This is a genomic window from Pseudomonas sp. NPDC087626, assembly GCF_044743405.1.
Lineage (GTDB): Bacteria > Pseudomonadota > Gammaproteobacteria > Pseudomonadales > Pseudomonadaceae > Aquipseudomonas.
Genome location: NZ_JBIUWJ010000018.1, coordinates 21,702 through 44,525, shown reverse-complemented (window position 1 = coordinate 44,525; position 22,824 = coordinate 21,702). Strand labels below are relative to the sequence as shown.

Sequence of the window (22,824 nt, the reverse complement as noted above, 5' to 3'; positions counted from 1 at the left end):
AGGGTCAGATCATTTCTTCGCCGCCCTTCCCGCCGAGAACGATTTCTCCGGCTTCGGCCATACGGCGGGCAATGGTGAGGATTTCCTTTTGTGCCGTCTCGACATCGCTGACGCGCACCGGGCCCTTGGCCTCGAGGTCGTCGCGCAGCAGTTCGGCAGCGCGCTTGGACATGTTCTTGAAGATCTTCTCCTTGACCCCTTCGTCCGAGCCCTTGAGGGCCAGCACCAGCACGTCGGAGGAGACTTCGCGCAGCAACGCCTGGATCCCGCGGTCGTCGACATCGGCCAGGTTGTTGAACACGAACATCAGGTCTTCGATCTGGCCGGACAGGTCTTCGTCGACTTCGCGGATCGAGTCCATGAGCTGGCCTTCGATCGAACTGTCGAGGAAGTTCATGATGTCGGCGGCACGCTTGATCCCACCCAGGGTGGTGCGCGAGGCGTTGGAATTGCCGGAGAACTGTTTCTCGAGAATCTGGTTGAGTTCCTTGAGCGCCGCCGGTTGCACGGTGTTCAACGACGACACGCGCAGGATGATGTCCAGGCGCACCTTGTGGTCGAAGTTGCCCAGCACTTCACCGGCCTGGTCGGGGTCCAGGTACGCCACCACAATGGCCTGGATCTGCGGGTGCTCATAGCGGATCACATCCGCCACCGCGCGCGGCTCCATCCACTTGAGGCTGTCCAGGCCGCTGGTGTTGCCGCCCAGCAGGATCCGGTCGATCAGGCCATTGGCCTTGTCTTCGCCCAGGGCCTGGGTGAGCATTTTGCGGATGTAGCCATCGGAGCCCACGCCCAGGCTGGTCTGGTCGCCGACAATGTCGACGAACTCGCTCATCACCTGCTCGACCTGCTCACGATGCACGTTGCCCATCTGCGCCATGGCCACGCCGACGCGCTGGACCTCTTTGGGCCCCATGTGGCGCAGCACTTGCGCGGCGTCGGTTTCGCCCAGGGACAGCAGCAGGATCGCGGCTTTGTCGACCCGGCTGAGTTTGGCGATCGAGGCTCGGTTATCACTCATCTGCGTTAATCCACTCTTTCACGACCTGAGCCACACGGCCCGGATCTTCGGCCACCAGGCTCTTGATTGCGTTCAACTGGGCGTCATAGCCTTCGCTCGGGCTTGGCAGCAGGATGCTTTGCGGGCCGCCGAGGCTGACCCGGTCATTGCCCAGCTCACCATCCAGCCCACCCATGCCGCCGAGCTCGGCATCGCTGCCGATCCCCGCCAGTTGCCGGCCTTTGCCGCCACCGGTGATGTTGTTGAGTACCGGACGCAGCACGCCGAATACCAGTACGAGGATGAACAGCACGCCGACCACTTGTTTCACCACATCCCAGAACCAGGGCTGGGAATAGAACGGGATCTCGGCAATCACTTCGCCGCGTTCGGCCGAGAACGGCACGTTGATTACGCTGACGCTGTCGCCACGACTGGCGTCGAAGCCGACGGCGTCCTGCACCAGGCGGGTGAAGCGTGCCAATTCATCGGCGGTCCACGGCGCGCGGGAGGTTTCGCCATTGGCGGGATTGACCTTGACCTGGTCATCGACCACCACCGCCACCGACAACCGGTTCAAGCGGCCTTGCTGCTGCTTGGTGTGGCTGATGGAGCGGTCGAGTTCGAAGTTCTTGGTCGATTGCTGGCGCTTGTCCGCCGGGTACGGGGCGAGCATCGGCTGGCCGGTGGCCGGGTCCATGATCTGCTGGCCGTTGGCATCCAGCAGAGGCTGGCCGGGCTGCACCATGCCGCCTGCAGCGGCAGCGCCACCGGTGGCTTGCGGCGCGGAAGCCGGTGCCGGCGGCTGGTTGCTCAGGGCCCCCGGTACGCCTTGCGGGCCATTGCTGGCGGTCCGCTGTTCGGAGGTCGATTGCTCGCTGCGCAGGGCCGGTTGATCGGGGTTGAACTGCTCGGAGGTCGACTCGACCGCACTGAAGTCGACGTCGGCGGACACTTCGGCCTTGTAGCGGTCATTGCCCAGCACCGGCTGCAGGATGTTGTGCACGCGCTGGGTGAGCATGCTTTCCATGCGGCGGCTGTAGTCGAACTGCTTGCCGGCCATGGTCAGTGCGGAGTTCTCCGCCTGATCGGACAACAGGGTGCCCTTCTGGTCGACCACGGTAATCTGCGACTTGCTCAGTTCCGGGACGCTAGTCGCCACCAGGTTGACGATGGCCACCACCTGGCTCGGCTCCAGCGAACGGCCGGAGTACAGTTCCACCAGCACCGAGGCGCTAGGCTTGCGTTCGTCACGCACGAACACCGAGCTTTTCGGAATCGCCAGGTGCACGCGGGCACCCTTGACGTTGTTCAGGCTGGCAATGGTTCGCGCCAGCTCGCCTTCCAGGCCACGACGGTAACGAGTCGCTTCCATGAACTGACTGGTGCCCAGGCCCTGGTCCTTGTCGAGAATTTCAAAACCGATGTTGCCGTCGGTCGGGGTCACCCCGGCGGCGGCCAGCTTGAGCCGCGCACGCGACAGGTCATCGGCCTTGACCAACAAGGCGCCGGAATTGGGCTCGACGGTGTAGGGAATGTCGGCGGTGGCCAGGGTTTCCATCACCTGCTTGGCATCCATCCCGGCCAGGCTGCCGTACAACGGCCGGTAGTCCGGTTGCTGCGACCAGAGAACCACGGCAAAACCAATCGCCACACTCGCAGCCAGGCCAACCAGCAGGCCCACCTGCCGCAGCATGGTCATCTCGGAGAGGTTTTCCAGGAAGGACAGGCCGAACAGCGGCGGCTTGCCATCTGCAGCGGCGGCCTTGGCCGGAACGTTATTGGCGACTGCTTCTGCCATGACTCAATGTGTCCTTAAACCGGCATCTGCATGATGTCTTGGTAAGCCTGAACCAGCTTGTTGCGCACCTGGGTCAGTGCCTGGAAAGAGACGCCGGCTTTTTCCTTGGCGATCATCACGTCGGTCAGGTCGACTCCGCTTTTGCCGATTTCGAACGCGGTGGACAGCTGGGTCGACGCCTGCTGGGTGTCGTTGACCTTGTTCACGGCCTGGCCCAGCATGTCGGCAAAGCTGCTGCCGGCTTCCTGCGGCGCGGCAACGGCCTTGGGTGCGGCCATGGCGTCCATTTGCATGGCGCGCATGTCCAGCATCAACCGGTTAAATTCAATTCCTTGGCTCATGACTGCTCTCTCTGACGACCCGCAATTTTTTGACGCTCATTCGGCGGATAGACTGGTGTTAGCAACAAGGGTGCCAGCTCCGCCCGGGCCCACTGATAAAAGCCCCCCGCAACAATTGCCGAGCAAGCATTGCTCAGGTGGCGAACAGGTGTCCTTCCACGTCCATCCCGGCATCGCGCATTTGCGCCAGTTTGTAACGCAGGGTGCGGGGGCTGATGCCCAGGCGTTCGGCGGCTTCCTTGCGGCGACCGCGTTCGGCGCGCAGGGTGTCGATGATCATCTGGAATTCCCGGCGACGCAGGTCGTCACCCAGGGCGCCGGCCGACTCGCCGGGCGCAGTCTCGACCTCCACCGCGCGTGGCGTCGGGGCCTTTGGCGCCAGGCTCGGCAGCGGTGCGCAGGCCACTGGTCCCGACAAGCAGAAGTCCTGCGGCTCGATGACCCCACCTTGCTGCAGGATCAGCGCACGCTGGATCGCGTTGTCCAGCTCGCGCACGTTGCCCGGCCACGGATACCCCACCAGACAGGCCTGGGCCTGAGGCGATAACCGCGCAGCCGCGTGGTGCATTTTATTGACGTGCTTGGCCAGCAGGCGCTCGGCCAGCGGCAGAATATCGGCAGTGCGTTCGCGCAGCGGACGCCAGGCCAGGGGGAATACCGACAGCCGATAGTACAAGTCTTCGCGAAACCGCCCCGCTGCCACTTCTGCGGCCAGGTCGCGGTTGGTGGTGGCTACCACCCGGATATCCAGCACGATCGGCTTGCGTGCGCCGACCCGCTCGACTTCACGCTCCTGCAGCACCCGCAGCAGCTTGGCCTGCAGTCCCAGGGGCATTTCGGAAATCTCGTCGAGCAGGATGGTGCCGCCATCCGCTTGCTCGAACTTGCCCGCCTGGGCGGCGATCGCTCCAGTGAAGGCGCCCTTCTCATGACCGAACAGCGTGGCCTCGAGCATGTTGTCCGGGATCGCCGCGCAGTTGATCGCAATGAACGGCTGGCTGGCACGCCGCGAGTGCTGATGGATGTAGCGCGCCAGCACCTCCTTACCGGTGCCCGACTCACCGGAAATCAATACCGTCGAATCACTGCGCGCCACCCGTGCCGCCAGTTCCAGCAACTGGGCACTGGCCGGTTCGAACGCCACCGGTCCTTCACCTTCGCCACCGCCCAGGCACCCCTGGGCATGGCGTGCCACCAGATCCAGCAGCGCCTTGGGTTCGAACGGCTTGACCAGATAGTCCGCCGCCCCCTGGCGCATCGCATCCACCGCGCGCTCCACCGCCCCATGGGCCGTCATCAGCAACACCGGCAACTGGGGATGGCGCACCCGCAACAGACTCAACAACTGATGACCGTCCATGCCGGGCATGTTGACGTCGCTGACCACCAGGTTGAACGGCTCGCGCGCCGCCGCCTCCAGCGCCTCTTCGGCGCTACCGACGGCACGGTAGTCGTGACCGGCCAGCAGCAGCGTATCGGCCAACGCTTCGCGCAACGCACGATCGTCTTCAACCAGCAGTACCTTGATTAACATTGACCTCACTCCGTTTCCTGCGCGCTGCCAAACAACGGCAGCTCAAGCACCGCGCAGGTGCCACGGCCCGGGCGCGAGCGCAGTTGCAAGTGTCCCTGATGGGCCCGTGCCACCGCCTTGACCACGGTCAGGCCCAGGCCAGTGCCGTTGGTCTTGGTGGTGAAAAAAGGTTCGCCCAGGCGCTCCAGCACCGCGGCCTCGATCCCGGCACCGCTGTCACTGACGCACAGGCGCAAGGTGTTCTGCCGGGCATACAGGTGCACTTTCAGGCGCACCGCGCCGGCACTGGCCTGGATCGCGTTTTCAATCAGGTTCAGCAGCGCCCCCACCAGGGTGTCGCGGTTGCACAGCAACTCACCGGCATGGGCATCGCACTGCCAACGGATCGGCACGTCCTGGACATGGGTCTGCGCCGCCGCTTGCAGCGATTGCAGCAGCAGCCTGGGGCTGACCCGATCGGTCAGCGGCAACTCACCACGGGCGAACACCAGCATGTCGCGTACCTGATGCTCAAGTTCGTGCAGGCGCTCCTTCAGGCGTCCGGCAAATCGCTGCTGGGTCGCCACCGGCAACGCCTGCTCAGTCAGGTGACTGGCGTAGAGCAAGGCCGCGGACAAGGGCGTGCGGATCTGATGGGCCAGGGACGCGACCATCCGCCCCAGGGACGACAGGCGCTCGTGGCGCGCCAGTTGATCCTGCAGGTGGCGGGTTTCGGTGAGGTCGTTGAGCAGCACCAGTTGCCCCGGCTCGGCATCCAGCGAACGGGTGGCAATCGACAGGCGCCGACCATCCTTCAGGGAAATTTCATGACCGTCGTCTTCACGGGGAGCAAAGCAGCGACCGATGACCTGGCGCCACAGCTCACCTTGCAGCGGCAGCCCCAGCAGCTCGCACGCCGCCGGGTTGGCTTCGCTGACGATGCCCTGGGCGTCGATGACGATGACACCGCCGGGCAACAGGTCGAGCAGGTTCTGCAGGCGATTGGCCAAGCGTTCTTTTTCCGCCAGCTCTTGCAGGCGCTGGGCACTGACCACTTCCAGCTCACCCTTGAGTTCACAGACCCGGGCTTCGAGACGGCTGTAGGAGTCAGTAAGTTGGCTCGACATCTGATTGAACAGGGCGAACGCCTGCTCAAGACCAGGCCGGTTTGCCGGCTCTACGCCGGGCGCATCGGGGGCTGGAGACATCTGGGCGGCGTGGGGCATCGTGCACTCTCGCTTGGCTGACCGTCAGTTAAACGGAACGTTGCGAGGGATGTAGCAATACCCGTGCCTAAAAAAAACCGCCCATTATTCAAGGGCTTGAAAAACAGGCGTCAATCGTCCGCCTGTTCGTCGCCTTCGCGCCGGCTCATGCCGTACTTGCGCATCTTCTCCACCAGGGTGGTACGGCGAATGCGCAGGCGCTCGGCCGCACGGGCGACGATGCCGTTGGCATCATCCAGGGCCTGCTGGATCAAGCCCTGCTCCAGGCCACCGAGGTAGTCCTTGAGGTCCAGGCCTTCAGGCGGCAGCAAGGCATTGGCGGTGAAGTCCGGGGTATGGCCGTTGATGGCCACCCGCTCTTCGAGGTCACTGCGCAGGCTGTCGACCAGTTGTTCGTCTTCGTCGTCGACGTAGCGGAATTTCTTCGGCAGCTCGACCACGCCGATCACCCCGTACGGGTGCATGATCGCCATGCGCTCCACCAGGTTGGCCAGCTCGCGGACGTTGCCCGGCCAGCCGTGGCGACACAGCGACATGATCGCCGCCGAGTTGAAGCGGATCGAGCCGCGTTTTTCGTGCTCCATGCGCGAGATCAACTCGTTCATCAGCAACGGGATATCTTCGACACGCTCACGCAGCGGTGCCATTTCGATCGGGAAAACGTTCAGGCGGTAGTACAGGTCTTCGCGGAAGCTGCCGACCTCGATCATGCTTTCGAGATTCTTGTGGGTCGCGGCAATGATCCGCACATCAACGCTCTGGGTCTTGTTACTGCCCACGCGTTCGAAGGTGCGCTCCTGCAATACCCGCAGCAGCTTGACCTGCATCGGCAGCGGCATGTCGCCGATCTCGTCGAGGAACAGGGTGCCGCCGTTGGCCAGCTCAAAACGCCCGGCACGGCTGGTGATCGCGCCAGTAAAGGCGCCCTTCTCGTGGCCGAACAATTCGCTTTCCAGCAACTCGGCCGGGATCGCGCCACAGTTGACCGGCACGAACGGCGCGTCACGGCGCTTGGAGTGATAGTGCAGGTTGCGCGCAACCACTTCCTTGCCGGTGCCCGACTCGCCGAGGATCAGTACGCTGGCGTCGGTGTCGGCCACTTGCTGCATCATCTGGCGCACGTGCTGGATCGCCCGGCTGGTGCCGACGAGGCTGCGGAACAGATTGGGTTCACGATGGCGACCGCGCTCGCGGGCCTGGTCGTACATCTCGCGATAGACCTGGGCACGGTGCAGCGAATCGAGCAATTTGCTGTAGCTGGGGGGCATTTCCAGGGTCGACAACACCCGGCGACGCTGGTCGTCGGGCAGATCCTGGGCACAATTATCGCCCATCAGCAAAACGGGAAGGAACTCATCCCAGGTTGCGAGTGTCTTTAACAGAGCCGACAACGAACCAGGTGCATTGACCGTCCCGATCAGGACACAGATGACTTCACGACTAGACGATAAAGAGCCGACAGCCTGCTGCCAGTCATAGCTTGCGCAGGGTAAGTTTTCTTCACCGAGAAAATTTAAAATCACCGCCAGGTCGCGGCGGCGGACGCTATCGTCATCAATCAGCAGAATTTTGGTTTCACGCCACATGCAATAGCAACTTCCCTAGTCAACTCAGTGCCCGAAAGAAAAAGGCAAGCTAGACGCCTGCAGGCACGTTAAGCCTGATAGACGTCTGAAATCTGCAAACAGCCACTAGTTAAGTCAAAAAACCGTGCATAGTCAAATTTATGGCGCATATACCCGGACAAGCTGATTAACCAAAGCGTCAACCGAACAGATGGTAAACCTTTGCCGCGCCCTTCGCTTGCCTGATCTGAGCCATCTCGTTGACTATCGCCTGACGCTCGTCCATCGCCACGTCCAGCAGCCGCTTGTAGACCACCAGCAGGCTCTGCAGGTTCTCGCGCAGCGCCTGCTCATCCACCGGCACCTCACTGAGCACATCGTCGACACAGGTGCGGCAGGCGACGTCGAGCTCGCCGATGGCCTCCCAGTTGCGCTCAGCCAGCGCCTCGACCAGGGCCTCGCGGGTTTGCTCGATGCGTTGCAGGGCTTGGCTCATGACATCATCCTCAGGCCCACGGGCCTATTGCGCTAGCTCTTGTGCCGCGATCGCGTCCCAGCCGCTTTTCAGGGTGATCAGCAGGCGGGCGACTTCGTCGATGATTTCTGGATCATTGCTGATGTTGGCCTGCAACAGCTGGGTATTCATGTAGTCGTAGAGGCTGGCCAGTTGCTGGATCGCCGCCGGGTCCTCGGCCTTCTCTTCATCCAAGCCCTGGCGCAGGCCAGTAATGATGTCGATGGCCTTGGTGAGCATCAGGCACTTCTGCGGGATATCACCACGCGCCAGTGCGCCCTTGGCCTGGGCCAGGCGATCGAGGCCACCCTCGTACAACATCTGGATCAAGCGATGCGGGCTGGCTTCGGAGATCTGCGCGTGGGAATTGACCTTCTGGTACGCACGCAGGGCTTTCATAGGGTTCATGTTGCTACCTCGGTACAGGCCACAGGCGAATAGGTTTATCTAACCAGTTTCTCGACTGCCGCCAGGAAAACTTTAATTGCCGCCACCGTCACGGGGCGCTTGCGCGCCCCTGGCTATCAGTCCGACTTCGGATTGTTCAGCGAGTTGAGGGTGGTCATGATGCTGGCGCTGCTGGCGTTGATCTGGGCGATCATGGTGTCCATGGCCGTGTACTTGGCGCTCAGGGTTTTCTGCAGGCTCTCCATGCGCCGATCCAGGTCCGCCTGCTGGGTGGTGAGGTCGGTCAACTTGGTGTTGAGATCGGTCACCCGGCTCGCCAGCGTCCCGGTGCTGCCCACGTAGGACTCGGTGGCCTTGGTCATGCGCGCCACCAGGCCGGTATCGCCGGTAAACATCTTGGCGATGTCCCCCGCACCCTTGACCACCGCCTTGTCCCAGGTCTTGTCATCCAGGCTCAGCAAACCGGTTTTCTGGTCAGTGGTGATACCCATCTGCGCCAGGCTGCTCATGGAGCCCGAGCCGGAACTGTTGACCAGTTCGTTGCGCAGGTTGTTGACCAGTTGACGCATCGAAGCGTCGCCGGTCAGCGCGCCTGCGGTGGTGGTTGCCGAATCGCCAGTGGCGGTGACCTTGGTCTGGGTGTTGATGCTGGTCATCAGCGCGTTGTAGGCGGTGACGAAGGATTGCACCGAGGTCTTCAGGGTGTCGGTGTTGCTCGCCACATTGACGGTGATCGGCTTGTCCTTGTCCTTGGCCAGCAGCTCCAGGGTCACGCCACTGATGGCAGCAGTCACCTTGTTGCTGGTGGACTCCATCGCAATGCCATCGATGCTGTACTTGGCATTCTGCGCTGGCTGCCCCTTGTCATACCCCTGGACCAGGTCCGAGTCGCCGCTGAGGGTGATATCGGTGTCGACACCGGTGGTGTTCGAGCCGATCACCAGGCGCCCACCATTGGCATCGGTCAAGACGTTGGCACTGATGCCCTGGGCCGAGAGCTGGGTGTTGATCGACTCACGCACCTGTTGCAGGGTCGCGCCGCCCGGCACCAAGACGTCGTAACTCTTCTCTCCCTGGTTGATGGTCAGGGTCTGGACTTCGTCGGTGGCATTGGCCTTGCCCGACGCCCCACCCTCGAACACCTTGCTGGTGACTTTCGAGGCGGTTGCCAATTGGTCGACCACCACCACGTACTTGCCGCTGGAGGCGCCATCACCGAGGGTGACCTTGATGTTCTTGTCTTCGGACGAGGTAGCAGCGAGGCCGTTGAACGCGGCCACGTTGTTCAACTTGGCGATTGCCGCCCGATAGGACTCCAGCGAGCTCTTCACCGTGCCGACGGCCGACAACTTGATGGTCGTGTCTTTTTGCTGATCGGTGATCTGGGCTTGCTTGGGCGCCTTTTCGGCCCCCACCAGCGCCTTGACGATGGCCTGGGTGTCGTAGCCCGAACCCGGGCCGGAAATCGTTGAACTCGCCATTGCTATTCTCCTTGTCCTGTGGCTGCCGCTTTATTGGCGCAAATACCCCTGAGCAGCAGTCAGAAACACATTTCGTGCCAGCTCAAACCTGGGTCTGGAACAGCAGGCTGCCGGCATCGCTCAAATTCTGCGCCAGCTTCAGCGCGGTCTCCGATGGGATCTGTCGAATCACTTCACCACTGTCGGTGGCGATCACCTTGACCACTACCTGACCGGTAGAGTCGTCGATGGAAAAATTCAGGTTGCGCTGGGTTGCCTGTACAAACTCGCGGATATCCGTGACGGCCTTTTCCAGCGCCACGCGCTGTGGCTCCTCGCTGGACTCCGGGGTAGCCGCTACCGCAGGTGCGGCCTGATGGGCAGGCCCACCGCTGGCCTGGGCGAGACCATTGGGATAAGACGCGCTCAGCTTGATGCTCATGTCCATGTCGTCACCTCTAAACTGAAAAAACGGAAGGGCACGAATACGCGCCCTTCCGTTGATCAACCGCTAGCCGAGATTACTGAAGCAGCTTCAGTACAGCGGATGGCAGTTGGTTGGCCTGGGACAGGATCGCAGTGGAAGCCTGTTGCAGGGTTTGTTGCTTGGTCAGTTCAGCGGCTTCGGAAGCGAAGTCCGCGTCTTCTACGCGGCCTTTGGCAGCCGAGGAGTTCTGCGAAATGCTCTGCAGGTTGGCCACGGTGCTGGCGAAACGGTTTTGCACCGCACCCAGTTGCGAACGCTGGCTGTCGATCTGCTGCAGGGCGCCGTCCAGAGCCTGAACTGCTTGCTGCGAATCTTTAGCGCTGAGGATGCTCAGGTTGGAAACGGTGGTTTCCAGGGTCACGGAAGTCGTGGTGCCTTTGGTCAGCCCCAACGCGATCAGACCACCACCAGCGCTGCCGTCAACGATCTCGATGTTTTTGTCAGAGAACAGGCTCAAGGTACCGTCAGTGTTTTTGCTGGCGTTTACACCGGTGCTGGCGCTGTTGATCGAAGCCACGATGGCGTCAGAGGTGTCACCCTTCTTGAACTTGACTTCAACGCCGTTCAAATTGATCGACGTGTCGGAGTTCAGTTTGGCCTGGGAAGTGGCAGCCGGCAGACCCAACTGAGACAGCGAACCGCTAACGGTGTTGGCCAGCTTGACGTCATTACCATCTTCAGAAGTGACTTTGATACGACCGTCAGTGCCGATGCCAGCTGTGGCAATGCCATTTACAGCGCTAATTTTGTCCAGAACATCTTTGATGGTGTCAGTCGCGGCCCAATCCACGGAGTTACCGTTGACAGCGATCTCACCTGCCGCACCCATCAAAGCGGTTTCAGTTTTAGGCACTACTGCACCGGAAACTGGAGTAGTCGCAGGAGTCAGACCGATCTTACCTGCATCAGCACCAGCAATAGTGATTGGGCCTGCCGAAGTCAGGGTCAACTCACCAGTGGTATCGTCAAAGGTCGCAGTAACAGTGGCGTCTGCCGCTTCGATTGCAAGAGCAACAGCCGCACCATCATCGCCATCCGCAAGGGTAAGGGCGTTGCCGTTGACGGAAATAGTGTCAGCAGCCAGAACAGCAGAAGGACCGCCAGCTGTTGTCAGAGTCGCAACACCAGTGCCTTTAAGCGTTGCAGTGCCAGCAGCCAGTACCGAACCGGTAGCGGTTGCGCTCAGGCCTGCCATTGCATTACCACTTACTGTGGCTTCGCTGAAGTCGCCTTTCAGGCCAGTGGCGCTGATATCGGTCATACCGAACGAGATGGTTTCGTTGGCGTTGGCGCCGATCTGGAAGCCGATGTTGTTGAACGAACCGTCCAGCAGGTTACGACCACCGAAAGTGGTGGTGTTGGAAATACGGGTCAGCTCGCCGACTTTCGCGGTGAATTCCTGCTGCAGGGATACACGGTCAGCGTCGCTTTTATCACCGTTCGCAGACTGCAGGGCCAGCTCACGCAGACGTTGCAGCAGGTTGGTGGATTCTTGCATCGCGCCTTCAGCGGTCTGCGCGATCGATACGCCGTTGTTGGCGTTGGCGATGGCTACGTTCAAGCCTTTGACCTGGTTGCCCAGACGGTTGGCGATCTGCATGCCAGCGGCGTCGTCTTTGGCGCTGTTGATTTTCAGGCCGGAAGACAGACGGTTCATCGAGGTGCTCAGAGCGTCGGAAGCCCGGTTCAGGTTTTTCTGAACGCCCAGGGAGGTGATGTTGGTGTTTACAGATAAAGCCATGACGAATTCCTCGTTGGTTGGGTGCTGCGGCTTCCGGCCCTGGCAACCGCCGGGTGTGGCCTAGAGAACCTTCGTAATAGTTATCGTCGTCAATGCAGGTTGCTTGAGGGCTTTTTTCAAATTTTTTACTAGCAACGTGCCACCCCCCAATGTTTCAAGGCCTTAGGCCGCCTGGCGCCCGTCATGACTGGCACTGATCTCGGCCTCGACAGCGGCAAATCCCAGGCAACAAAAAACGCCCATGACCTCTCGGCCATGGGCGTTTTTTATTAGCGGGCGCTATCGAGTCACGGGCGGTGGATAATCGCCGAGCCCCACGACAGGCCTACGCCAAAACCACTGATCGCCACACGCTTCCAGGTGGAGTCGAGCATGTGTTTTTCCAGCAGCAGCGGGATGCTCGAAGACACGGTGTTGCCGGTCTCGACCATGTCCTTGATGAACTTCTCCGGCTCGCCTTCGAAACGCCGCGCCACGGCATCGACAATCGCCGCGCTGCCCTGGTGGATGCAGAAGGCGTCGATGTCTTCGGACTTGAGGCCCGAATCATCCAGCAGCTCGTGCAAGTGCGCCGGGACCTTGAGCAAGGCGAAGTTGAACACCTGGCGCCCGTTCATGTAGAACACGCCGTCGCTGACCTTCAGGTGCGGCGCGCCGGAACCGTCGGTGCCGAACTTGGCCTTGCCCAGTTGCCAGGCAGCGTCTTCACCCATCCAGGTCGCGGTGGCCGCGTCGCCGAACAGCATGGTGGTGTTGCGGTCTTCGGGGTCGACGATCTTCGAGTAGGGATCAGCGGTGATCAGCAGGCCGTTCTTCAAGCCCGCCGCCTCCATGAAGCCCTTGATCGCGTACAGGCCATACACGTAGCCGGAGCAGCCCAGGGAGACGTCGAACGCGGCAACCCGGGTCGACAGGCCCAGCTTGTCCTGGACGATGGCAGAGGTGTGGGGCAAACCTTCTTCGTCGCCGTTCTGCGTGACCACAATCAGCACGTCGATGGCTTGACGGTCCAGTTGCGGGTTGTTGGCGAACAACGCATTGGCAGCCTCCACGCACAGATCGGAGGTTTCCTGGCCGGCATCCATGCGCGGCAGAAAGGCCGAGCCAATCTTGCCCAAAATGAACTCTTCATCCTTGGCGAATTTCGCGCCCTGAGCGTAGTTATCAAGCCCGCTCACTGGCACGTAACTGGCGATGCTTTTTATGCCAATCATTGTGGCTTCCCAAAACAGAATAACTGGAGATCACCGCTCGCAGGATCGAGAGGCACTGATAACAAAGGGGTTTGGCCGACAAAACTGCGCCAGACGCGGGTGCCAAAATCATCAAAATAAACCCAGCGAACAGCGGGCACCCATCCCACCCTTTTCACACGATACAGTGAAGATGCGCTTTATGACTCATAGGTCACTCTATTTTGTGTGCATTGACCAAAACAATCCGCCACGCAAAAAACTGCACGTAGAGCGTTAGCCAGGCGAACGCCGGCAAACAGGTGGGGATGAGGCGGGAAAAAGCGCGGAATTCAAGCAGCACCGGCCCACTCCCGGAATCAGGGTGGGCCGGCATTCAGGCGGGGATCAAAGCTTGTTGAACAGGCTCAACTGGGAGATTTTCACAAAGGCCAGCTGGGAAGCTTCGAGCATGGCTTTCTGGAAGCTCAGCTCAATCGAGGCGCTGGCCATGTCGGTGTTGCCAATGGCGGCCATGGTCGAGTCGTTGGCCAGGCCCATGCTGACGTTTTCGCCGGCCTGGATGTCGATCGCCTTCAGGCGTGCACCGATGGAACCGCGGGCGTTGTCGATCCCGGCACTGGCGTTCTGCAGGTTGCCAATGGCCGAGTTGATCGCATTCTTCTGCTTCTGCTGGGCAACCAGGTCGCCATCGCTCGGGGTTGCCAGGGCCTGGCGCAACTGGCTGATGGTGTCCAGCGCGCTCTGGGTCTGATGGTTGTTGGCGCCGACCACGAACTGATCGCCGGACTTCACCGCACCACTGAGATCGAACTTGACCCCTACCGCCGTCAGGGAGTCGCCAGCGGCGTTCAGGCTGCCCTTGCCGATGGACTTGCTGTTGGCACTCAACGGCTGGGCATAGACCTCGTACTCGGTATCGCTGGTGAACTTGATCACCGCACCATTGCCCGGAAAGCTGTCGCCATAGGCCTTGGCATCGGTCACGGTGGCGCCAGTGACCTGGGCCGTCGACGGGTTGCCGGGGCTGCGGGAGGCATTGAAGCTGTCCGGCTTGGCTTGCAGGGTGAACACGTGCCCCTTGACCGCCGCATCCAGGTCGGCCGCAGGTACGTCCGCCAGATTCAGGTTGATGTCGAACTTCACCCCGCGCAGGTTGACGCTGTGGGCGCCCTCCTTCGTCGAGTCGAATTGGCCATTGCCCGGCACTTCTGCAGTCACATCCTTGCCGGTCGCGTCCTTGAGGATGTACTGGGTGCTGCTGGTGAACTCCAGCGTGTACGGCTGGCCTTCGGCGAAACTCTTGTTGTAGGTCTGGTTGGAGCTGATCAGGCCATCGGAGACCGCGACCTTACCATCGTTGACCGACGGCGGCTGCAGGACCGCCTGGGTGCGACCGGTATTCACCGACCCTTCCATGATGCTCTTGGCGGTGTTGCTGGCCGCCAGGCTCAGGGTGTCCGAGACCTGCAGGTTGAGCTGGGTATCGTCACCCTGGTAGGTGTAGGTGCCGTCGTTGTTGCGCACATAAGGCGGGACGTCGGTCTTGGAGCCGGAAAACATGTAATTGCCCGACTCGTCCTTGCTGTTGAGCAGGCTGAACACCTGCTCTTCGATATTGCCCAGCTCGTCGGCGATCGACTTGCGGTCCGCGTCGCTGATAACCCCGCCACCCGACTGCAAGGCCAGCTCGCTGACTTTCTGCAAGGCCGTGTTGATGCTGTCGAGCACGCTTTCCTGGTTGGTCAGCGACGACTTGATGCTGTTCATGTTGCCGGCGTACTGCAGCAGCATGTCTTTCTGCTGCTGCAATTGCAGCAAGCGGCCAGCCCCGACAGGATCATCCGCGGCGGTCTGGATGCGCACACCGGAGTCGATCTGCTCCTGGGTCTTGACCACTGAGGTGAAGTTGTTCTGGTACTTGGCCGTGCTGGTCTCAAAGAACTGAGCGGTAGAAATACGCATCGTCAAGGACTCCCTTAAAGACTGTTGATCAGTGTCGAGAACGTGTCCTGCGCGACCTTGATGATCTGCGACGACGCGGTGTAGTACTGCTGGAACTTGATCAGATCACTGGCCTCTTCATCCAGGTTGACCTGCGAAACCGAACTGCGGCTGGACTTGGCGTAGGCCAGCGCGGCGTTGTTGGCCGTGCCGTCGACGCTGGCCTGGCTGGCCTTGCCCCCAACGGTGGAAACCAACTGGCTGTAGGCCTGCCCCATGCTGACGCCGGCATTGCCGCCCCCGACGCCAACGGTGGCCTTGGTCTGCAGGGCGAGCATTTCATTGGCGTTGCGGTTGTCCGCCTTGCCGTCCTGGTTGAACTTGATATCGAAGCTGTCGCCCTTGCCCGGCGAGCCGCTGACCGTGGTATTGAAACCAACGGTCTTGGCCGTGCCATCGGCGTTCTTCACAGGATTGCCGGCCGCATCGAGTACCGGCACGTTGATCGTCAGCTTGTTGTCCTGGCCCGGCACAATACTGCCCTTGCCGATTTCGGCGCCCGCCTCGTTCAGCACGCGATAGGTCTGGGTCCCGTCCTTGGCTTCGTCGAAGGCGATGCGCACCGGCATCGCGCCTTCGATCTGGCTCTGCAACTGGCCCAGTTCGGCGCCGCCGTAGATATCCAGCATCGATGACAGGTTCGGGCTGCTCAAGGCGCCCGTGCCGGAGTTGGAGCTGCCTTTGTCCGCGAGCAACGGCCCGGCGAACGCCAGTTTGTTGGGATCTTTCAACTGCACGCTGAGGTCGCTGGCGCCGGAGCGGGTCGGGCTGACCTTGAAGCTGTCGCCGGCACTCAGCCCACCACCGTTGAGCTTGAGGGTGAAGCCATCAATCATGTCCGGTGGAGTCTTGGTGACGTCGAACGGTCCCAGGGTGGTGCCGTCGGAACGCTTGACGCTGTAGTTCTTGTCGCTGGTGAACGTCACTTGATAGTCATACGCGGTCAACGCGCTGCTGTCGCCGATGGTCACGTCGAGGTTGCCGGAACCGGCGCTGTTACCGGTGGTGGCCAAGCTGCGCTGGCTGATGGCCTGCGGGCTGTTGATATTGTTGAACAACGACGAACCGAACTCGCCATTGGCATCCAGGCCCTGGCCCAGTTGCTTGTTGAACGCATCGGAGACCACCAGCGCGGTGCGCCCCAGGTCGTTGATGGCCGGCGCCAGCACGTCGTTGCGATAGCGGATCAGGCCGCCCATCTTGCCGCCCGTGACGACCGAGGTCACCTCGATGCTCGATTGCGGGTAGTCGATCTGCAGGCTGTACTGGCTTTTGTCGGTCTTGCCCGGGACTGCCGACAAAGTGTTGGAGGTGTTGCCCGTGACCAGCGTCTGGCCGGTGCCCAGCGAGATGTCGTAGACCCCGTCGTGCTCCTGCACCTTGACCCCCACCAGCTCGTTCAACGAGCGAACCGCTTCGTTGCGCGCATCCAGCAGGTTGTTCGGGGTGCTGCCGGAAGTGCTTGCCTGGGTAATTTGCTGGTTGAGCGAGGCGATGGTTGCGGTGTGCTGGTTGACCATCGAGGCCAGGGTGGTCAATTGGCTGTTGATGCCGTCATTCTGCTGCGTAAGCTGGCTGGAGATCGCATTGAAGCGGTTGCTCAGGGTCTGTGCATTGGTCAGCAGCAGTTGCCGCGCCGACATGTCGCCGGGGGCACCGGCCGCGGTCTGCAGCGAGGCGAAGAAGCTGCCGAGGGCGGCCGAAACCCCGGTGTTTTTGTCCGACAGCAACTTGTCGACCGCACCGATCTGATCGAGATAGGCCTGGGCATCGCCATTGAGCGAGGTGGTGGTCTGCAACTGCGCATCGATGTAGGCGTTGTACACCCGGCGCACATCGGCCAGGGTGGTGCCGGACCCGATGAACACGCCACCGACCTGCTGCGAGCCTGCACTAGTCTGGATGAGTTGTTGACGCGAGTAGCCCGCAGCGTTGGCGTTGGCAATGTTATTGCCGACCGTGGCCAACGCCGCCTGGCTCGCATTCAGACCCGACATCCCGATATTGATCAAGCTCATGGTTCAGACCTTATAAATTCGTGGAAGAGCCAGCCGAGGCGTAGTTCTCATAGCTCTTCATTTGTTTGGCAATCTGCGAAATCTTGCTGGCGTAGTTGGGGTCGGTGGCGTACCCGGCCTTTTGCAGCTCACGCACAAACTGTTCGGGGTTATCGGCCGACTTCAGCACTTCTTGATAACGATTGTTGCTCTGCAGCAGGGTCACCAGGTCATGGAAACTGTCCTGGTAGGACGCGTACGAACGGAACTCGGCCGTCTCCTTGACCATCTCGCCATTGCGGAATTCGCTGGTGATGGCGCGGGCCTGCGCGCCCTTCCAGGTGCTGCCGGTCTTGATCCCGAACAGGTTGTGGCTGCTGCTGCCATCGGCGGCGCGCATCACCGACTTGCCGTAGCCAGTTTCCAGGGCGGCCTGGGCCACCAGGTAACGCGGATCGACGCCGATACGGTCGGCCGCCTGCTGCGCCATCGGCAGCATGGTGGTGATGAACTGGTCTGGCGAGTTGAAGGCTTTTGGCGCCGGCGCCAGGGGCGGCTGCGCCATCGCACGACCATAGACCTGCAGGCGCCCGCGCTCGGCGGAATAGCTCTGCGCCGGCTGCCAGTCGCCCTTGACCAGCGCGTTGCCGTCACGGGTCGCACGGTTGGGCAAGGTGCTGGTAGCGGTGGTGGCCGCCGTCCCGCTGGCCGAAGGCACCAGGCCTGCCAACAAGCGGTCCGCCAGTTTCGGCGGTAGCGCCAGGCGCCGCTGGTTGATCAGCGCCATGTCATTGCCGTGCACGCCCTGCTCCGCTGCCTGCGGTGGATTGATCGAGCGCGAGGCCCACAACGGACGCTGGCCATTGAGGCGCGACAACGGCCCATCAGTGGCCACCGTGCCAGCGGCAATCGGTGTCTGCACCGCTGCTTTCGCGGCCTCCTGCTTAGCCGCCGACAACGCGGCCGCCTCGCCGGGGGCCAGTGGTTTGTTCTTCGACATCTGGCGCATCAGCACATCGGCCAGGCCAATGCCGCCGCCCTCGCGGGACATGGAAACCGCCAGTTGCTGATCGTACATTTCCTGGTACTGCTTGGCCGCCGCGGTGTTCAGCGGATTGTCCTGGCCCAGCGCGTCGGTGGCCGAGCGCATTGACTTGAGCATTTCATTGAGGAACAGCGATTCGAACTCCTGCGCCACCTTGCGCATGTTGCCGTCGCTGTTCTTGTCGCCGACCTTGAGCTGGTTCAGCCGGTTGAGGTCGGAGTAGGCCGCCGAATCGCTGCTGCTGACCAGGCCGCTCTTGCGCATGTCCATGTTCGTCACCTTAGATCACGATCAGGTCGGCTTGCAGGGCGCCGGCCTGTTTCAAGGCTTCGAGGATCGCCATCAGGTCACCCGGTGCCGCGCCGACCTGGTTCACCGCACGCACGATTTCGTCGAGGGTGGTGCCCGGGCCGAACTTGAACATCGGCTTGGCTTCCTGCTGCGCGTTGACATTGGAGCGTGGCACCACCGCCGTCTGGCCGTTGGAGAACGCCCCTGGCTGGCTGACGATCGGGTCTTCGGTAATGGTCACGGTCAGGCTGCCGTGGGTCACCGCCGCCGGCGACACCTTGACGTTCTGGCCGATCACGATGGTGCCGGTGCGCGAGTTGATAATGACCTTGGCCACCGCCTGGCCGGGGTCGACTTCGAGGTTTTCGAGGATCGACAGGTAGTCGACCCGCTGGCTCGGATCCAGTGGCGCGCTGACCCGAACCGAACCGCCATCGATGGCCTGGGCGACACCCGGGCCGAGCAGGCTGTTGATCTTGTCGACGATGCGCTTGGCCGTGGTGAAGTCCGAACGGTTGAGGTTGAGGGTCAGGCTGTTGCCCTGGTTGAACCCGCTCGGGACCGCGCGCTCCACCGAGGCACCGCCAGGGATACGACCGGCCGACGGCACGTTGACGGTGATCTTCGAACCGTCACGACCTTCGGCGTCAAAACCACCCACCACCAGGTTGCCCTGGGCCACCGCATAGACGTTGCCATCGATGCCCTTGAGCGGGGTCAGCAGCAAGGTGCCGCCACGCAGGCTCTTGGAGTTGCCGATAGAAGACACGGTGATGTCGACCTGCTGCCCCGGCTTGGCAAACGCCGGCAAATCGGCACTGATCGACACGGCAGCGACGTTCTTCAACTGCACGTTGCCCGAGCCCGGCGGCACCTTGATGCCGAACTGCGAGAGCATGTTGTTGAAGGTCTGCAGGGTGAACGGGGTCTGGGTCGTCTGGTCACCCGTGCCATTGAGGCCGACGACCAGGCCATAGCCGATCAACTGGTTGGAACGCACGCCGGAGATACTGGCGATGTCCTTCAACCGCTCGGCCTGCACGCCCAGGGAGGTGCCCAGCAACAACGCGGCCGCCAGCAGGTGCTTGAAGTTCAGCATGGAGAGAGTCATCACCTAGAAAGGGAACAGCGGGCTTAGGAAAAAACGGTCGAACCAGCCTGGCTGACTCGCATCGGCAAACGAGCCGGTGCCCGAGTAGGTAATGCGCGCGTCGGCGACCCGGGTCGAAGACACGGTGTTGTCGGTGGATATGTCGTCGGCGCGCACCAGGCCGGCAATGCGCACCAATTCGTCACCCGTGTTGAGGGTCATCCACTTCTCGCCGCGCACGGCGATGATGCCGTTGGGCAACACGTCGGCCACGGTCACCGTGATCGAGCCGGTCAGGCTGTTGCCCTGCCCGGCCTTGCTGTCGCCCTTGGTCGCGCGGTCACCGCTGTAGCCGGCATCCAGGCTCAGGTCGCCACTGCCGAACGGGTTATTGGTGTTGGGCACCGCGCCGAACAACGAGGTCAGGCCGATGTTGGCCTTGCTGGTCTTGCCCACTTGCGAGTTGGCGTTTTTGCTGGCCTGGGTTTTTTCGTTGAGGGTGATGGTGATGATGTCACCGACCCGGAACGCCTTGCGGTCGCTGTACAGGTTCTGCTCGAAACCGGCCTGGTAGATCGAACCGTTGTTGGCTGCCGCCGGCAAGGGCGTGCGTGGCAACACCGGGGCGTAGTAAGGGTCATTGGGTTTTGGCGTCGGCCCGACGCAGCCCGCGAGCACGGCGATCCCACTCAATGCGAGAACAGATACAAAGCGATTCATGACCCTAACCTCACGGTGTTGCAGGCGGCCTCAGGCCGCCCCATAGACTTGATTACAGATTCTGCGTGACGAACGAGAGCATCTGGTCGGCGGTGGAGATGACTTTCGAGTTCATCTCGTAGGCACGTTGCGTGGTGATCATGTTGACCATTTCTTCCACGGTGCTGACGTTGGAGGTTTCCAGGGTGCTTTGCAGGGTGGTACCAAAACCGTTCAGGCCTGGGGTGCCGATCTGTGGCGCACCGCTGGCGGCAGTTTCCAGGAACAGGTTGTTGCCGGTGGCTTGCAGGCCGGCCGGGTTGATGAAGTCGGCGGTTTGCAGGTTACCGATCACCTGGGCGGCCGGGTTGCCGGCAATGGTGATCGACACGGTGCCATCGCGGCCCACGGTGAAGGTCTGGGCTTCGGCGGGGATGACAATGGCCGGCTCCAGGGCATAACCACTGGCGGTCACGATCTGGCCGTTGGAGTCCAGGTGAAAGGTCCCGTCACGGGTGTAGGACGTAGTCCCGTCCGGCTGCAGGACCTGGAAAAAGCCACGACCGTCGATGGCCATGTCCAGCGGCTGCTCGGTGGTTTGCAGGCTGCCGGCGGTGAAGTTTTTCTGGGTGCCGACGATGCGCACACCGGTACCCAGTTGCAGGCCCGACGGCAGTTCGCTGTCCTGGGTCGACTGGGCACCCGGCTGGCGCTTGATCTGGTAGAGCAGGTCCTGGAACTCGGCACGGTCACGCTTGAAACCCGTGGTCGAGACGTTGGCCAGGTTGTTGGAAATGGTCGTCAGGTTGGTGTCCTGGGCGGACAGGCCTGTTTTGGCAACCCATAGAGCCGGAAGCATTCGATTCTCCTCGTGCGCCTGTTTTACGGCGCGACGTTCTGATAATTAGCTGATCTGCAAGACCCGAGCCATGGCCTGGTCGTCTTCTTTGGCGGTGTTCATCATCTTGACGTGCAGCTCGAACTGCTTGGCCAGGGCCAGCACCGAGGTCATTTCTTCCACCGCGTTGACGTTGCTCGACTCGAGGAAACCCGACACCAGTTGCACGTTGGCATCGGCCGGTGCGGGCTGGCCGTCCTTGGTGTGGATCGAGCCGTCGAGGCCCTTGGTCATGTTCTTCAGGTCCGGGTTGACCAGCTTGATGCGGTCGACTTCCGCCATCACACGCGGGCCTTCACCCATGGCGCGGATACTGATGGTGCCGTCCTGGCCGACTTCGATCTTCTGCTCGGGCGGCACGGCAATCGGCCCGCCATTGCCCATCACCGGCATGCCATTGCCGGCACGCAGCACACCCAGGGCGTCGACATTCAGGCTGCCGGTGCGCACGTAACTTTCCTTGCCGTCGGGGTTCTGCACGGCAATCCAGCCGTTGCCGCTGACCGCCACGTCGAGGTCACGCCCGGTTTCCACCAGCGAGCCCGGACTGAAGTCGGTGGCCGGACGTTCGGACAGGGCAAAGGCCCGCGCCGGAAAGCTGTCGCCAAACACCGGCATCGACCGCGCCTGCTCCAGGTCTTTCTGGAAACCGTTGGTGGAGATGTTGGCCAGGTTGTTGGCATGGGCCTTTTGCGCCAGCGCGTTCTGGCTGGCGCCGGTCATGGCCACATAAAGGTACTTGTCCACAGTCTTTCCTCTGCATGCCGGACGTTTGCCGCCCACTGCTGTACTGGCAAGGCTTTAGCAATTTGCAGACCAACTTGCGCGCAATGGCCCCAGGTCCTTTAAACACAGGACTTGGGACAATTCAGAGGAGAGGGATGGCGAACGGCAGAGACGAAAAACCGGCGCGCTTATGCCGCTTTACGGCAATGCGCCGGACAGGAGGGCTACCAACCCTTGACGCCGCTCATGTCGGGCAGCTTGTGGGCGATGCCTTTGTGGCAGTCGATGCAGGTCGCCTCGCCGTTGGCCAGGGAAGTCGAGTGCATGTTGGCGGCGCGCTTGCCCTGTCGGGTGAAATCCATGAACTCGAAGTTGTGACAATTACGGCACTCGCGAGAGTCGTTGGCCTTGAGCCGGGCCCACTCGTGCTCCGCCAGTTCACGGCGCATACCGAGAAACTTCTCGCGGGTATTGATGGTGCCGAACACCTTGCCCCAGACCTCTTTGGACGCCTGCATCTTGCGCGCGATCTTGTGGGTCCACTCATGCGGTACGTGGCAATCGGGACAGGTTGCGCGCACCCCCGAGCGGTTGGTGTAGTGGATGGTTTCCTGCAGCTCGACAAACACGTTGTCGCGCATTTCGTGGCAGGAGATGCAGAACTTCTCGGTATTGGTCGCTTCCAGCGCGGTGTTGAATCCACCCCAGAAAATCACCCCGGCAATAAACCCGCCGAGCGTCAGGAAACCCAGGCTGTAGTGGACACTGGGGCGACGCAAGATCTGCCAGTAGTCTTTGAACACTACCCACAATGACTTCATG

General features: G+C 61.6%; 20 protein-coding genes. All 20 read right to left on the bottom strand.

What is annotated here, in order from left to right; genetic code table 11:
• Nucleotides 1-4 precede the first annotated feature (4 nt).
• The 20 genes from fliG to ACIOVD_RS16465 all read right to left on the bottom strand — a co-directional run bounded on the left by fliG (nucleotide 5) and on the right by ACIOVD_RS16465 (nucleotide 22,823).
• Nucleotides 5-1,024 (bottom strand): flagellar motor switch protein FliG, encoded by a 1,020-nt coding sequence (fliG, locus tag ACIOVD_RS16560; protein WP_095169985.1) that lies wholly within the window; start codon nucleotides 1,022-1,024, stop codon nucleotides 5-7.
• Nucleotides 1,017-2,804 carry a flagellar basal-body MS-ring/collar protein FliF gene (gene fliF / locus ACIOVD_RS16555; RefSeq protein ID WP_401129114.1) on the bottom strand — a complete coding sequence of 596 codons (1,788 nt, stop codon included), beginning with the start codon at nucleotides 2,802-2,804 and terminating at the stop codon, nucleotides 1,017-1,019. The genes fliG and fliF overlap by 8 nt, the downstream gene beginning before the upstream one ends.
• Before the next feature lie 14 nt (nucleotides 2,805-2,818).
• A complete protein-coding gene (fliE, locus tag ACIOVD_RS16550) occupies nucleotides 2,819-3,145 on the bottom strand; it encodes a flagellar hook-basal body complex protein FliE (protein ID WP_095169987.1) in 327 nt (108 codons plus the stop codon).
• A gap of 133 nt (nucleotides 3,146-3,278) precedes the next feature.
• Entirely contained in the window at nucleotides 3,279-4,679 is a 1,401-nt protein-coding gene (locus ACIOVD_RS16545) for a sigma-54-dependent transcriptional regulator (RefSeq protein ID WP_401129111.1), read from the bottom strand.
• 5 nt (nucleotides 4,680-4,684) lie between these two features.
• Nucleotides 4,685-5,866 (bottom strand): sensor histidine kinase, encoded by a 1,182-nt coding sequence (locus ACIOVD_RS16540; protein WP_401129173.1) that lies wholly within the window; start codon nucleotides 5,864-5,866, stop codon nucleotides 4,685-4,687.
• Between the two features lie 128 nt (nucleotides 5,867-5,994).
• Complete coding sequence (locus ACIOVD_RS16535) at nucleotides 5,995-7,470, bottom strand: sigma-54 dependent transcriptional regulator (RefSeq protein WP_095169990.1); 1,476 nt, start codon at nucleotides 7,468-7,470, stop codon at nucleotides 5,995-5,997.
• A 178-nt stretch (nucleotides 7,471-7,648) separates the two neighbouring features.
• Nucleotides 7,649-7,945: a flagellar protein FliT gene (fliT, locus tag ACIOVD_RS16530; RefSeq protein WP_159994382.1), complete on the bottom strand. Its 297-nt coding sequence runs from the start codon at nucleotides 7,943-7,945 to the stop codon at nucleotides 7,649-7,651.
• Between the two features lie 24 nt (nucleotides 7,946-7,969).
• Nucleotides 7,970-8,371 carry a flagellar export chaperone FliS gene (gene fliS / locus ACIOVD_RS16525; RefSeq protein WP_401129109.1) on the bottom strand — a complete coding sequence of 134 codons (402 nt, stop codon included), beginning with the start codon at nucleotides 8,369-8,371 and terminating at the stop codon, nucleotides 7,970-7,972.
• Nucleotides 8,372-8,487: 116 nt separating this feature from the next.
• On the bottom strand, nucleotides 8,488-9,852 hold the full coding sequence (gene fliD, locus ACIOVD_RS16520) for a flagellar filament capping protein FliD (protein WP_401129107.1): 1,365 nt from the start codon (nucleotides 9,850-9,852) through the stop codon (nucleotides 8,488-8,490).
• An 82-nt stretch (nucleotides 9,853-9,934) separates the two neighbouring features.
• Nucleotides 9,935-10,279 carry a flagellar protein FlaG gene (locus tag ACIOVD_RS16515; RefSeq protein WP_401129105.1) on the bottom strand — a complete coding sequence of 115 codons (345 nt, stop codon included), beginning with the start codon at nucleotides 10,277-10,279 and terminating at the stop codon, nucleotides 9,935-9,937.
• 73 nt (nucleotides 10,280-10,352) lie between these two features.
• Nucleotides 10,353-12,059 (bottom strand): flagellin, encoded by a 1,707-nt coding sequence (locus ACIOVD_RS16510; protein WP_401129103.1) that lies wholly within the window; start codon nucleotides 12,057-12,059, stop codon nucleotides 10,353-10,355.
• A 287-nt stretch (nucleotides 12,060-12,346) separates the two neighbouring features.
• Nucleotides 12,347-13,273, bottom strand: coding sequence for a ketoacyl-ACP synthase III (locus ACIOVD_RS16505; protein WP_095169996.1), 927 nt, complete (start codon nucleotides 13,271-13,273; stop codon nucleotides 12,347-12,349).
• Nucleotides 13,274-13,639: 366 nt separating this feature from the next.
• Nucleotides 13,640-15,217, bottom strand: a complete 1,578-nt coding sequence (locus ACIOVD_RS16500; protein ID WP_095169997.1) for a flagellar hook-associated protein 3 — start codon at nucleotides 15,215-15,217, stop codon at nucleotides 13,640-13,642.
• 14 nt (nucleotides 15,218-15,231) lie between these two features.
• Nucleotides 15,232-17,274, bottom strand: a complete 2,043-nt coding sequence (flgK, locus tag ACIOVD_RS16495) for a flagellar hook-associated protein FlgK (RefSeq protein ID WP_401129100.1) — start codon at nucleotides 17,272-17,274, stop codon at nucleotides 15,232-15,234.
• 10 nt (nucleotides 17,275-17,284) lie between these two features.
• On the bottom strand, nucleotides 17,285-18,568 hold the full coding sequence (gene flgJ, locus ACIOVD_RS16490) for a flagellar assembly peptidoglycan hydrolase FlgJ (RefSeq protein ID WP_320333897.1): 1,284 nt from the start codon (nucleotides 18,566-18,568) through the stop codon (nucleotides 17,285-17,287).
• A gap of 10 nt (nucleotides 18,569-18,578) precedes the next feature.
• Complete coding sequence (locus ACIOVD_RS16485; RefSeq protein ID WP_095170000.1) at nucleotides 18,579-19,688, bottom strand: flagellar basal body P-ring protein FlgI; 1,110 nt, start codon at nucleotides 19,686-19,688, stop codon at nucleotides 18,579-18,581.
• A 15-nt stretch (nucleotides 19,689-19,703) separates the two neighbouring features.
• Entirely contained in the window at nucleotides 19,704-20,399 is a 696-nt protein-coding gene (flgH, locus tag ACIOVD_RS16480) for a flagellar basal body L-ring protein FlgH (protein WP_095170001.1), read from the bottom strand.
• 52 nt (nucleotides 20,400-20,451) lie between these two features.
• A complete protein-coding gene (gene flgG, locus ACIOVD_RS16475; protein ID WP_027620992.1) occupies nucleotides 20,452-21,237 on the bottom strand; it encodes a flagellar basal-body rod protein FlgG in 786 nt (261 codons plus the stop codon).
• Between the two features lie 45 nt (nucleotides 21,238-21,282).
• Entirely contained in the window at nucleotides 21,283-22,023 is a 741-nt protein-coding gene (locus ACIOVD_RS16470; RefSeq protein WP_095170002.1) for a flagellar basal body rod protein FlgF, read from the bottom strand.
• 203 nt (nucleotides 22,024-22,226) lie between these two features.
• Nucleotides 22,227-22,823: a cytochrome c3 family protein gene (locus ACIOVD_RS16465; RefSeq protein WP_095170003.1), complete on the bottom strand. Its 597-nt coding sequence runs from the start codon at nucleotides 22,821-22,823 to the stop codon at nucleotides 22,227-22,229.
• Between the last annotated feature and the right edge of the window lies 1 nt (nucleotide 22,824).